The 14053-nt window shown below is 45.4% G+C and carries 10 protein-coding genes and 2 pseudogenes; 1 reads left to right on the forward strand and 11 read right to left on the reverse strand.

All coding sequences use genetic code 11. The features are described 5' to 3' along the window. Positions 1–10: 10 nt before the first annotated feature. From EYB31_RS09670 to EYB31_RS09695, 6 genes are all read right to left on the reverse strand, one after another. On the reverse strand, positions 11–676 hold the full coding sequence (locus EYB31_RS09670; protein ID WP_206105447.1) for a 3-oxoacid CoA-transferase subunit B: 666 nt from the start codon (positions 674–676) through the stop codon (positions 11–13). Next, positions 677–1348, reverse strand: coding sequence for a 3-oxoacid CoA-transferase subunit A (locus EYB31_RS09675; RefSeq protein ID WP_131013100.1), 672 nt, complete (start codon positions 1346–1348; stop codon positions 677–679). Between the two features lie 18 nt (positions 1349–1366). Next, positions 1367–2635, reverse strand: a complete 1269-nt coding sequence (locus EYB31_RS09680) for an MFS transporter (RefSeq protein ID WP_165452317.1) — start codon at positions 2633–2635, stop codon at positions 1367–1369. Between the two features lie 247 nt (positions 2636–2882). Further along, positions 2883–3656, reverse strand: coding sequence for a glucose 1-dehydrogenase (locus EYB31_RS09685; protein WP_131013102.1), 774 nt, complete (start codon positions 3654–3656; stop codon positions 2883–2885). A gap of 186 nt (positions 3657–3842) precedes the next feature. Further along, a complete protein-coding gene (locus EYB31_RS09690) occupies positions 3843–4238 on the reverse strand; it encodes an aconitase X swivel domain-containing protein (RefSeq protein ID WP_165452318.1) in 396 nt (131 codons plus the stop codon). Positions 4239–4249: 11 nt separating this feature from the next. Next, on the reverse strand, positions 4250–5488 hold the full coding sequence (locus EYB31_RS09695) for an aconitase X (RefSeq protein WP_131013104.1): 1239 nt from the start codon (positions 5486–5488) through the stop codon (positions 4250–4252). Positions 5489–6123: 635 nt separating this feature from the next. Here EYB31_RS09695 and EYB31_RS09700 point away from each other — a divergent pair. Then, positions 6124–6903, forward strand: coding sequence for a GntR family transcriptional regulator (locus tag EYB31_RS09700; protein ID WP_131013105.1), 780 nt, complete (start codon positions 6124–6126; stop codon positions 6901–6903). Between the two features lie 273 nt (positions 6904–7176). Here the strand turns inward: EYB31_RS09700 and EYB31_RS09705 are convergent, their stop codons facing one another. The 5 genes and pseudogenes from EYB31_RS09705 to spoIVB form a co-directional block, all read right to left on the reverse strand. Then, positions 7177–10308, reverse strand: coding sequence for an immunoglobulin-like domain-containing protein (locus tag EYB31_RS09705; protein ID WP_131013106.1), 3132 nt, complete (start codon positions 10306–10308; stop codon positions 7177–7179). A gap of 278 nt (positions 10309–10586) precedes the next feature. Beyond that, positions 10587–10770 (reverse strand): annotated as a pseudogene (locus tag EYB31_RS40875) (sporulation initiation factor Spo0A C-terminal domain-containing protein); the annotation flags it as partial. 276 nt (positions 10771–11046) lie between these two features. Continuing rightward, positions 11047–11213 (reverse strand): annotated as a pseudogene (locus EYB31_RS41500) (sporulation initiation factor Spo0A C-terminal domain-containing protein); the annotation flags it as partial. Positions 11214–11602: 389 nt separating this feature from the next. After that, positions 11603–12403 (reverse strand): sporulation transcription factor Spo0A, encoded by an 801-nt coding sequence (spo0A, locus tag EYB31_RS09720; protein WP_131013108.1) that lies wholly within the window; start codon positions 12401–12403, stop codon positions 11603–11605. A 229-nt stretch (positions 12404–12632) separates the two neighbouring features. After that, complete coding sequence (gene spoIVB / locus EYB31_RS09725) at positions 12633–13958, reverse strand: SpoIVB peptidase (RefSeq protein ID WP_170318222.1); 1326 nt, start codon at positions 13956–13958, stop codon at positions 12633–12635. Positions 13959–14053 lie beyond the last annotated feature (95 nt).

Below are 14053 nucleotides of genomic sequence, written 5' to 3' on the forward strand. Positions count from 1 at the left end.
TATTTTGCAACTAAACTACTAAGGGCTTTGGATCTTCTTTGATGATAAGTTTCGCTTCCGTCTTTTCCTGTAATTGGGCAATTGTCAGGCCTGGCACTAATTCTTTCAAAATCAACCCTTCTTCGGTTACATCGATTACCGCCAAATCGGTGTATATTCTTTTTACAACGTGAGGCGCGGTTAGAGGAAATGTGCACTTTTCTTTAATTTTGGGCTCCCCATTTTTTGTGGTGTGAGTCATGACAACAAACACATTTTTAGCCCCAACAGCCAGATCCATGGCCCCCCCAACACCGGGTATTGCATTCGGATCGGTGATCCAGTTCGCCAGATCGCCATCTTGCGAAACCTGCAGGGCGCCTATAATCGAATAATCAATATGCCCTCCTCTTATCATGACAAAGGAGTCCGCGTGATTGACAAAAGATCCGCCCGGAACAAGAGTTACAGGCTGGGCGCTAACATTCATGAGATCATAGTCTTCTTCACCGGCGGCAGCGAGCGGACCTACCCCTAAGATACCGTTTTCATTTTGAAACATCACTTCTTTATCGCCGCTAATATAGTTGCCGACTAATGTCGGGATGCCAATTCCCAAATTCACATAAGCCCCGTTTGGAATATCCATTGAACATCGTTTACTCATTTGCTCGTTCGTTAGCCTTGCCGCCATCATTTAATTCGCCCCCTTCTTCACCTCAATAATTCGGTCGACAAAGATGCCAGGCGTAACAATCACTTCCGGATCCAGAGGTTCATCCGTTAATTCATCAACCTCTGCAATAGTGATATTGCCCGCTGTGGCCATGCCTGGATTGTAGTTGCGGGCCGCCTTACGGTAAATCGTATTGCCCCACCGATCCGCTTTATATCCTTTGATGAAGGCAAAATCCGCTGTTATCGGATATTCCAGCACATATTTAACGCTATTCCATTCTTTCACTTCTTTCCCTTCAGCAAGAAGAGTATCGGTTCCCGTCCTTGTATAAAACCCTCCGATGCCTGCTCCGCCGGCTCGGATCCTTTCTGTTAACGTACCTTGAGGAACCACTTCCAGCTCAATTTCTCCTTTTTCGTACATTTCTTTAAAAGATTGGCTTGTATTGGTTTTGGGGAAAGAGCAGATTACTTTATCGACTTGACGATTTTCAATTAATTTTGCGATGCCGTCATACCCAAGTCCGGTATGATTTGTAATTAAGGTTAAGTTCTTTACATTCATCTCCAGCAATTTGTCAAGCAAATGTACAGGAACACCCGCACCGGTCTGTCCTCCAACTAAGATGGACGCTCCATCCGAAACACCCGCCATCGCCTCTTCCAAATTTCCCACCTTTTTATTTATCACTTTATCCCACTCCTCTCATCAAACGTTTGACATTGCCGGTTCGATTTTCTCTTTGGACTTAAGCGACTTATCCGGGTTAACGAACAAATACAATAACGAAGTGAATAACAAGACGGAACCTACCGTTATAAGCGAATTGCCAAAACCTTGCTCAACATTGCCTTTACCCGCAATGTCAATAATATAACCGGTTATAGCCGGACTAATAATGCCCGCCATATTCTGAACAGCTACAATGATACCGGAGAAAACAGCTGTACGTTCAGGAAGCTGATGGCTCATGACGATATGGGACATGGAAGCAATGACTGACGCCAAACCTGTCCCCACCCCAAACGCTATCACTGCCCATACCGGCGAGTGAGCCAAATAAAGAGTTGTAATGATCAGAGCTCCAACTGACATCCCTGATCCTACGATTAATACACGTGCTGTTCGAAGATTGTGGGTTTTCTTGTATATCCGGTCGGAGATCACACCAAATACCAAGCCGGTAATCACCATGACTCCGCCGATACTTGCTGAGGCCCATCCCATTTGTGTTGCCGACAATCCCGCTATTTTCACCAGATATAAGGGCATCCAGACAGACATCCATGTCAGGAGGAAAAAGTATCCGAAGGATGCCAATAAAGTCAGGATGCATGTACGCGACAGCAAAATCGGGTAAAATTCCGACCACTTGAATTTAGTTTCCGGGGTACCGGCTTGCCTGTCACTTTCCAAATTTGAATTTTGTTTGGGTACAAATACAGTCCAAACGAAAAACACGACCAAACCGATAAGTCCGGAATAAATAAACGTGTGTTTCCATCCAGCCATTTGAATAAACATCACGATCAGCGGAGTCAGCGCAAAAGCTCCAATCCAGGCACCGGAATTAAAAATCGTTGCGGCTTTCCCGCGCATATTTTGGGGGAACCAGACAAACATCTCTTTAAACGCTGCCGGGCCAAATCCTCCTTCAGAAATGCCAAGAAGGGACCGGTACAGAAAAAGTGTCGTAAATCCAGAAACGAAAAATCCTCCGGCTATTTGTATAATAGACCATGCCAGCAGCATATAGGATATAGCTCTATGGGATCCTAATTTGTCTGTAAAGGCCCCTATTAAAATCGCGGCAATAGGAAAAGACCAATAAAACCCGCTGCCAATCAAGCCCAATTGTGTAAATGAAATCCCCAAATCCTTCATGATCGGCTCGGCAGCTAACCCTAAAATCGATTTATCAACAAAGTTAACGATAAGCGAAACAAACAGAACAGCCAGTACAAACCAACGTATCAAAATATGTCACTCCCTTGAATTAAAATAGCCTCTTATTATATGAAGGAGCTGCGATGTTGAAACTTATACGGAGTTATAGAGCCAATACATTGATGTTTTGTTCGTCAGTAAGTTTCCAACGTCTGTACCACCTTCGATTGTTAAATACAAAACCAATGCCTGTTTGCAGTTCGATTCAAGATCCAAAATTCAGTGGTACAGGTTGGATAACCGGCTGTTCGTTGGAATAATGGTGACTTATGCTGCTTTAATAGGCCGCAGACATGCCTCCGTCAATGGGAATCATAGCTCCGGTAATGAAGCCGGATTCATCGGATGCAAGAAACCTGACCAAACTCGCCACTTCCTCCGGTTTACCGAGACGTTTTGCAGGAATTTTGCTTGTCATGATATCGAAATGCTGCTGCGGATTTTCAGGATTGAGTTTCCTGGCCACTTCTTTTGTTATTTCCGTTACAACGGTTGCCGGACAGATCGCATTTACACGGATATTCAGCTCGGCATTCTCAGCTGCTGCCGTACGTGTTAAACCGACAACGGCATGTTTGCTGGCAACGTAGGCGCTTCGATTGCTGAACCCTCTCAATCCATGAACAGAAGCCGTATTAATTATGCTGCCGGACTTTTGTTTCTGCATGACTTGAAGAACATACTTTAACCCAAGAAAAACTCCCTTTGTATTCACAGACATGACACTGTCAAACATGGCTTCATCATATTCGCTTGTCGGTGTAACCGCGGCATCAATACCCGCATTGTTAAAAAACACATCAATTCGCCCAAATCTAGCTACTGCTTCATTTACATATTTTTGCACATCCTCGGATTTGGTGACATTTGCCGCTACAAAATGAACATCGGAAGCAACATCGCTTACTTCCTTAAGTGTCTTATTAGCAGCACTCTCGGTTAAGTCAACTAATACGAGTTTTGCACCTTCTTTGGCAAATCGAAGCGCTGTAGCGCCACCCAAACCTCCACCCGCACCGGTAATAAGTACAACTTTATTTTTCAATTCCATAAAATCCTCTCCTTGTAATTATATAGTCTCGCGGCATGCGCCGAGCTGGAAAAGATGATATTCCATTTTACAGTTTATGAACATCATGCCATTAGAACGTTCCGCCGAGCCTCAGTAAGCGTTTCCATAAAACAATAATTTTTGACTTTGTTATGTGTTTTTCCCTTGGTCTTGGAGACCTTTATGTTAACCCCTTGTATCGACTATTAATTGGCGTTGTGAAGGGTCCACCTTCACCCAATCTAAAGTACGGATAGCATGATAATCGCTCTGACTTAACCCTTCTGCGATAGTCAAATTCGCGAAAATGGCTCCTTGTACCATAACCGGGTTTGCGCGAATAAAGATGAGGGCAATTGGCGCTATGTCCATCTCTTTTAACGCATTCAAAGCCCAGCCTGCAGCCACTCCTCCTCTCGCGAAGTCACACAATAGGATTTTCCCAGTCACTTTTTGGCCGTCCAATGGATGGCCGGGAAAGGAAAAATTGCCTGTTTCACGGTTTAAATGATAACGAGGACTAAATCCCCCTCGGATCACTACCGCTTCTCCTTCAACTGTTGTGCCGTATGTAGAAGTCAAGGGAATGATGCTTATTCTAGACACCCCCTAACGGCTATATTAATACAGTCTTCCGTACGGCGGACAACGGGTACAAAACGGTGAGCTTTTACATTATTAGCCAGTTTGGCCGAGTTTGTCACCATTGTTTTCCAGCCATGCGATGTGCGTATTTCAGAAAGGCCGTCAAGAATGTAGAAACAAACACCAGTAAGAAAGGATCCGCCGGCACGTTGTATGATGTCCACAAAACCAGCCTGCTCCGCCTGCTTATATGTAGACGATGCAGCAGTGATGATCAACGTCGTATCCGAATGGATCTTTTTCCCGTCAAGGAGGTTTGCAATCTTGCCCACTTCAAGCAGAGACAATTGCGGGCCTGAAAAGACAACCAAACCGACACGCGGATCATCATATTCAAAAGCCTCATACCCGGCTTCCAAATCTTTCTGCGAAATTGTGATGTGATCCAATTCGCTTCTGCCTTTGGTCGCATCTTCCAGCGTTCGCGCCTCCGGCGTTACCCCTACTGCATGAAACATGCCAAGCGACCATGTCGCCATACTCGCACCAAGATGCTTTAAATCATCCGATGTGGGAGCAAACCGCTCCACATTCGCGAGCACTGGCACTCCTTTGTAATCAAAGACGGCAGAACCGACTAGACGACCTAGAATCCCCCAATCGGCCACATCGTGAATTGGAGTATCTACATTTACTATAACATTTGCTGTGCGATTTTCATCAAGATGAAATCCATATGCCGGTACACGTCCTGTCAAAGCAGCAGACATAGCGGCCGGGCCGCTTTCAAAATTAGTTCGCGCCCCAAACACTGAATTCGCATAAATGACAGTACCTGTGTCGCCCCAAGCGACATGTTCGCCCAGACGAGGCTGGTAAGCCACCTGATAGTTGACGCACGAATCGATCGTCATTGCTCCCATTCGTTGCACCGCATCAACCACTCGACGTTCTTTCGCCACTCCGTCAGCACTTTGTCCCAGCTTTACACATTGCTCAAAATCCACACAGCGAGCATTTGTTGTAGTAGGAACCAGAAAGCGGGCATCGTTCTTATTCGCCTCCAAAAACGATAATCCCGGGTCCCCCATCACTTCAATGTCCGCAGTAATGTGAGCTTGCGTGATTGGAACGAATCGCTTCGCCCCATAATACTCGCCTACGCGAATTTGGTACTCCAATGCGTTCCGCGCAGTCTCTCCTCGTTCCCCATTAAGAATTGAATGCTCGAACTGCGTTAACTCCATCTGTACTCAACCCCTATACTTTAAATATTACAAAATATTTCGTTGCCGCCGATTGGCCGCGGCATGTCTAACTTATCTCATAAGCGTCTTTCACCTCACCTTCTTTAAAGGAACAACAACCCCTCTTTCGTATATAATGTTATAAGATATCTATATAGTTGTCAATATTCAAAATTTATATGTTCGATACAAGGTTCATCTGCTTTCAACTACATAAAAAGCACGAAAAAGCTTATCATCAAGCCTAATAAACCGGCCACCTGGTTAAGAAAAACGTCCTTTATTATTTCGCGACTCTGAGCATTAGCTTGATGAACAATCTTAAAAAACACTTTTATTATATGATGTATTAAGATATATTATTAATAAGTCGTGTTTTTTATTACAACTCACTTCAATCGCGGTTTACACACAGCTAATAAAATACCGGTTCGCCGCCGCGTACGGAATATATAACGATGATATTAAACTCTATCTCGATCCCAAGATCAATCAACAAAAACAAATGGTCGGACTTTAAAAAACAAATTTTTGTGATATATTTGTTTATATAGCATGATGTATTAAAATATCTACAATAAGATATCTCAATTAGAGCGACTTATCTCAAATATCTTAAAGCGAGGTTCTTCAACATGGAAACCAAAGAGGTCAAAGGCGGCCCTGCTCCTATGTATGTTCAAATTGCTGATTCTATCCGGGAACAAATCGATTCGGGTATTTATTTGCCTGGAAGCAAGCTTCCTAAGGAAGCATCTCTGGTTGAGATGTTTAATACAAGCCGTATTACGCTTCGTGCAGCACTAAAGCTGCTCGCGGACGAAGGCGTCATAGTCAAACATCAAGGCGTAGGTACATTTGTAAGTGATACAAAAAAGACGTTCTCCATGAATTCCGTTCAAGGATTTTATAGCATTCTTGTCAAAAGCGGCGCAAAGGTTCAGCCACTTATACAAAACAACTCATCTGTAAAGCCCCCAAAAGACATTGCTGAGGCGTTAAAAATTCCAGAGGATACCATTGTAAGGAAAATTGAGCGGCTTTTTTTAGTTAATGAACAACCTATAGCGATAACGACTACACACTTTAATCAAGACTTTGAGGTGACAGAAGAAGAAGCTGATTCTATTTTGGTATACGGTTTGTTGATCGAAAAAATGAATACCGAACCCATGCGGGCTCGGTATCACATAACAGCTGCCAAAGCGTCTGATTATCAAAGCATCATTTTTTCGTCTCATAAAGGAGCTCCCATTTTAGTATTAAACGAGGTGAGTTACAATAACGAGGGGCTGCCGCTAGAACACACCAGTCATTACATTCGTCCGGATATGTGCGAACTCGAATTCATGGTTGTAAAAAATCGACCTCTAGAAGATCTGAGAATTAAAAATGTAGCCAAGGTTGAATTTTAATATTCGCCATAACATTGGGAGTGACGCGAGCAAATCATCCATAACGCGATGTGTTCAAGGGTGCCGTGTAGCGGCACTGAAGTCTGACATGTAAGAAAGCCGTCGAAAGGGTCGACGGCTCTCTTACTCCAACAAATCTGAGATGAACTGGAATGATATTATTGTCAAAACAATGCGAAATCATTAATGTTACAACAATTTCTTCAATCACATGTTTTTCTCCAACATTCGCACGGTATTTGGATACGCAAGGGTAAAGAATCGGCTAGCCGCTTACTGTAAGGTTCTCAGCAAACGGAGGAGGACAACTGCCGATTCCGCTCTTGTGGCTTCTCCGTAAGGCATATATCGATTCCCTTCTCGTCCTTCCACCAATTCACGCTGAAAAGCAGCTTGAATGTACCCTTTCGCCCAATCCGGAATAGCGGCATCATCGGCGAATGCGGTTGTCTGCGTGCGTTCAATGTCCCACTTCATGGACCTTGCCATCATGACAGCCATCTCCGCTCGGCTCACCGTCTGATTCGGCCGGAGTGTACCGTCCGGGTACCCTTCCAGCAGGCCAAACTCCACTGCATCTCTTACCGTATAACGTGCCCACACCGGGATCGTATCTTTATCTGTAAAAGAAAGCTTATCCTCTCCCCATCCCGTAGAGGTCCCTATAGTGCGCAGCAGCATAGCCGCAAATTCCACACGTGTAACCAGCCCTTGCGGACGGAATAATGTCGCGGAATCACCTTCTACAATGCCTTTCTCCGTCGCTTCACAAATTTGCAGTTCAGCCCAATGTCCGCGGATGTCGCTAAACGCACATGCCAAGCTCTCGCCTGGAACGGGCTGCATCACTTTTTCTATCTCGCGGTGAACTGTCAAGCTGTATGTCTTGATTGTGCCATTCTCTGCTTTAATGGTAATTTCAAACGTATTGTCCCCTTCGGCAAGAGCGATTGTTTCCGCTCCGGTATGTACAACTTCCCGCAGGGTTACCACAGCATTAGCATCGGATGAAATGATTTGTATGTCCACCTGTTCCGCTGTGGTTTCAACCATATAGCTAGTCGTATCCGCAGCAAATGCCGGGATTAACGTCAGTTCATTGCCTCCCGCCAGCACCTTGAGCCGCTTGAGATCCGCATTTCCTGATGCATACGAACTGCCGGAACTGCTATAAGAGAAATATTTTCTGGCTTCCACACGGACTGTTCGTGTCGCTTCCACAGCCGCATTGCCAGAGCTATCTTGCGAGTTGTATCGTAATTCGTAATTTCCCGGGCTCTGGTTATATACACTACCTGTCACCGTAACCGGTACATTCCCCTCAAAGCTATCGACAGCCGTCGCGCCAGGATCAACATATACATCACCTGTTGTGAGGAGAATGGAATCGTCACCCAGGATCGTAATAACCGGAGGTCGCGTATCTACGACGTAAACGGAACGTATCACGGTTGGCGCCGGAATACCCATCTGATTCGAAACGCGGTATTCGAGATTGTATGTTCCCAATTGATTCGGGTAGACACTTCCGGTTACGGAAATTCGTGACGTGATATCGCCCTCGACACGATCTGCGGCTGTCGCACCCGGATCGGTAAAACTGCTGCCCGCTTCGACCTGCATCATAGCGCTGCCGTTCAGCGTAATAAGCGGCGGCGTCCGGTCCACGGTAAACGTAAGGAGAGCCGAATCTGCGCTCACATTGCCCGCTCCGTCGGTGGCCCGCGCTTTCAGCGTATGCGTCCCTTCTGCCAGCGTGGAGCCTACCGTCCAACTCCAGCTTCCATCTTCTCCTGCCGTAACCGTTCCCGCTGCGCTGCCGTCCAGCACGATCGTCACTGTAGCGCCCGCTTCCGCCGTACCGCTAACCGTCGGCGTCGCGTCGTTCGTCAGTTGGCCGTTGCTTGGGCTCGCGAGGACTGTCGCTGGCGGGGCTTTTTTATCCACTACATCGAATGTTAAGGTTTGCGGCTGCTCCGGACGTACTACCGTATCTTTCGCAGTTATGGAGATGGAGTAAGTGCCCAACGGATAACTGTTTGCATCCAATATCTCCGAAAAGCTAAAGGTCTGGTTATGCGCAGTAGCGATACCCGCATAAACATCTTGGGTTACTGTATGATTCGAAGCATCTTTAATCGTATAACTGACTTCCCAAGGTTCGCCTATGCTGCCATCCCGGACATAACCGGAGAACGTAAGCTGGTTATACCCCGGTTCGGTCGCATAGATCGCTGCAATCGGAAGCGGATCTACCCTTAATACGGGAGAAAAAGATTTCAGATAGGGGTAGCTCGCTCCAGTTTGAATACCCCAGATTGCCGGATCCCAACCCACGCCAGCAATGTCTATTTGTTTCATATCCTCCCGGCTCATGGCTCCGTCCGTTCCTGATTCCCAGCCCTTGGTTTGGAGGCCGGAATTATCCTCGTCGCTGTTCCAATAAGATTTAGTGACGGTGGCGTTCCCGAAGCCATCCAAGCTGCCAATCAAACCGCCTGCTTTGCTGCCAGTCTGGCTGCCGGAGCCTTTTCTCACAAATCCCGCAGCATAACTGTTCACAATGGATTTACCAGCATACATCTTACCTGTTAACCCGCCGATACTGACATTACTGGTATTATCGGCTCCCGTCACATCACCGGTTGCATAGGTATTGAGTTGGCCAGCGCCTTGATGATAACCAACCAGCCCACCTATATACAGCTTACCGGTAATATCGCCTGTTGCATAGCTTTGTTCGATGATACCGTTGCTGTTACTGCCGACTGCTCCTCCGGCATAAGCATAACCTCCGTCTATCCGAACGTGTGCATCGCTGTTTGACAATTCAGCAATCGATAATTGACCGACTACTCCGCCAGCCGTGCTACCATTACCGTATATTTCACCCGTCACTGAAATACGGTCTAAGGCTTTATAATTAGTAGAAGCACCAACAGCTCCAACAAGCCCCCCAACTTGGACATGCGCATAACCAGTTCTAATATCCACATTCTCCACTCGCACATTTGTGATCGTTGCAGGCTGGCTTATAACACCAAATAAACCGAGATAAACATCAACAATACTATCATCAACATCATCATCATTCAAATTGATTTTCATTCCGCTAATCGTATAATCGGCTCCATCAAAATTGCCTGAGAACCTGTTGTAATATGTACCGATCGGCTGCCAGTTGCCATAGGCTGATAAATCAATATCTGCCTGGAGCTTGTAGCTTGCCGACAAGTTATCCCGGACATGATCCAAATCCTCTGCTGTTTTAATGATATATGGATTTCCTGAGGTACCGTCTCCCGTGCCACTAAACGTGTACGCCTGAGCCTTCAACGGCCACAATCCCAGCAAAGGCCCTATTGCAAGCACAGCAACCAAAAAAAGCGTCAACCTCTTTTTCATTCCAAATCCATCCCCATTTCTGCTCCTTTAGGCGTCAATTACTCCACACACTCCATGCGTCGACCGTCCGTACCTCCCCTAAATCAATGGGGTCAACTCATGGACAAGCATCAACGATTCAACCATAGAATGTATAGATGAGTTCACTCCTACGAAGTGTAATGGAATCCTATGAAAGATTTCTGAAAGAATCTACACATATGGGGCTGCAACAGCTCGACCCATTTCAGAAAACAGAAATCCCTTGCCGTACCGATGCTCCTCGTGCTTTCAGTTCTCTTATGCTCGATATGCAACTTGTCCGTTACCATCGCGATAAATTCGGAGTTGTAGGCTTTGCCTTGCTGATATTGATCGTATAGTCAAGCAGGTGACTGATGCTGTCAATGTTGCCGCGCGTCCAAGCGACCTCAATCGCCAGATCGCGCATTCGACGCGGTCGGGGTTGTATTTTATTTTTTCTTAAAACACCACTCTTCTAATAAACTTAAATAAACTTCAAGCCATCATAAAGAAGCCCAGTGAATCATCTCTGAACTTCATACCATTTATGTAAAAATTCCCTTCCACGATAGCTTATATAAAATTGAAGTTTTATGTAAATTTTTAAAAAGGAACAACTGGCAAAATAAAAGCCCAATGAATCACAAAGATTCATTGGGTGAGACGGGAAAAGTTATAGGTTTCAAATCACGTTTATTTGCTTTTAAATATTACCTGGATGTGGTTTCCAAATTCTCACAGCTTGCCAGCCACCATTCTGATAATTCGCTATTCGTCGGCTTCGCCTTGCAAATGTTGATCGTATACTCGAACAAATGCTAGATGCTATCGATGTTGTCGCGAGCCCAGATGACTTCGATCGCCTGGCGGATGGCACGTTGAACGCAGGATGGCGTCGTTTTTACAGATAGCCATTGTCGCTTCAAACTCTATTTTCGTTTACTACGCGTGGATGTATTGGCAATTGTGTCCTGACTGAACTTTCTTCAGATCTTCAATCCCAGAACGTTGTTTCAAGAACTGCGTAAACAACTTAAGGGGTTCATAAGACGCCAAAGTCTTTCGCGATAAATTCTCGGAAATGCATTAAAGCCTTAAGTTGTCGATGTAAAATTCCTTGTTCGTCATAAGAAATACCACTCCTTTATGGGGTTGTAAGGAACCCAATAAACAAGTGGTATTTGTTGGCTTACTCATTCGATATTTATCGGCTTAAAACACCCGTTTTTGGATATTTATGGCCAAAACTGCAATAGCCCTTGACGGCTAAAAAACCTTACCCTGCCTAGCCTCAACTCACCTTATGCTCAATCCGCAGCTTATCCGCCACCATCGCGATGAACTCGCTATTAGTCGGCTTCGCCTTACTAATATTGATCGTGTACCCGAACAAATGCGAGATGCTGTCGATGTTGCCGCGCGTCCAAGCGACCTCAATCGCGTGACGGATGGCTCGTTCGACGCGGCTCGGGGTTGTTTTGTATTTTTCGGCGATGGCCGGGTACAGCGTCTTGGTGATGGCCCCGAGAATTTCAATATTGTTGTACACCATCGTGATCGCTTCGCGCAGATACTGATATCCTTTAATATGCGCAGGAACGCCGATTTCATGTATGATGCTGGTGATGTTGGCGTCCAAATTTTTGCTTTTTGGCATTTGGACTACTTTGGTTTTGAAAGAAGTCGTCGATGTCGACTCGGATGAGCTGTTGCTCGTAACAAGCTGGCGAATGCGGTTCGTAAGTACTTCCATATCAAATGGCTTAAGTATGTAATAAGATGCTCCCAATTGCACAGCTTTCTGGGTTATGCTTTCTTGACCAAACGCGGTCAACATAATTATTTTAGGTTGGGGATCCAAATCCATTTCCCGAAGTTTCTCCAGAACGCCGAGCCCGTCCAAATGCGGCATAATAATATCGAGTATCAAAACGTCTGGCACTTTGGGCTGTTGTTCAATAAATCGAAGTACGTCATTTCCGTTGTAAGCAATCCCGGCAACTCTCATATCAGACTGCTCATCAATAAATTCGGAAAGCAGGTGTGTGAATTCTCTGTTGTCGTCTGCTAATAAAACTTCAATTTTTTGCAACGTAGTAATCCTCCTTCGATTTTGAGCCAAGTATGGTTATTTTTCTTATTTTTGACCTGTTTTAATGATTTCGACATGAATAGAAAAAGTCCTTCTGTCGAAAATTATTTTTCTTTATTTTTTTTGCGATTTCATCTATAATGAATATTTACCTTCAAAATGCACAATAATTCGACAAAACCCTTCGCATTACGCCTTCAATTCCTCATAATAAAAAACTAAAGGCCATTTAGCTAGCCTTTAGTTCAGTAGTCGGTCGAAGCACAATTCCCGCATCCTGCAGCATCCATTCAATAAAACAACCATAACCGGACGAAGGATCATTTACAAAAACATGGGTGACGGCACCTACCATTTTGCCATTCTGGATAATCGGGCTGCCGCTCATGCCTTGAACGATACCCCCCGTTTTCTCGAGCAGCTTAGGATCCGTAATTTTGATGACAAGCCCTTTGGTTGCCGGAAAATCTTGTTTGGCCACATGGACGATTTCGATATCAAACTTCTCCACTTTTTGTCCGTTAACGACGGTATAGATTTGAGCCGGTCCTTCTTTCACCTCTTCGGCAAAAGCGACGGGCAATGCTTCTTTAGTCAGACTATGATCCGGCGCATCAAACATCTTGCCGAAGATGCCAAATGAAGTGTTTTTTTCGATATTGCCGATCACTTTGCTTTCTTTGGAAAATTGCGCTCGTTTTTCGCCGGGCTCGCCGTTTTGGCTTTTGGCGATGGAAGTCACGTTAGAATGTACGATTTCGCCGTTCCCAACGACGATTGGCGTTTGGGTATCCATATCCGTTATCACATGGCCTAATGCGCCGTATACGCCTTGATCGGGCGCGTAGAAGGTCAATGTACCGACACCCGCGGCGGAATCGCGGATATACAGTCCTAAACGGTATGATTTGTCGGCAATATCATAGGCGGGTAGCAGCTCCACTTCTACTGTTTCATTGTTGCGATTAATCGTCAAATGAAGCGTTTTTTTATTTGTGCCTGCTTCATTCACAAGCTCGGAAATTTTCGTTACATCATTTGTGGATTTGCCGTTAATCTTAACAATAAGATCGCCGATCTGAATTTTGGCATCTTCGCCCGGGGAAATTTTCTTATCGTCCGTGACCGAAACCAAGTGGTGTCCGACCACTAGAATCCCTGCCGCCTTCAATTTAACACCGATCGTTTGCCCGCCGGGGATGATTTTCAAATCCGGCACCACGTTGACTTTGACCGTTTTGAGCGGGATAGCGCCAAACAGCTTTAATTTCATCTCCGTCTGGCCGGATTGCTGGGAGGATAACTGTATAGGCTGTTTTAAGTTGACTTGGAATGAGTGCTGAGCCACTCCGTTTACTTTGACAATATCCGGATTTTTAAGCGTCACCTGAGCATTTACAGGCATCGCGAGCTGCAATTGCTTCTGCTGCCCTTCAAATAACCGAAGTTCTTCGGGAAACGAGGCAAAACTTTGAAATGGCGTGGATAATGAACTTAAAACTACGAAGAGGACGAGCATAAATCCGATCAATCTTTTTCTCTGGCTGGAATTCAAGCTGCTCACGCTCCCATGCTGGCTGGATTGACGAAAAACTGCAGCGCCGTTTTCGTACCTTTAAGTTAACCCCACTCCTTTTGTTTTATAACTGA

It is taken from the genome of Paenibacillus thalictri (assembly GCF_004307995.1).
Lineage (GTDB): Bacteria > Bacillota > Bacilli > Paenibacillales > NBRC-103111 > Paenibacillus_AF > Paenibacillus_AF thalictri.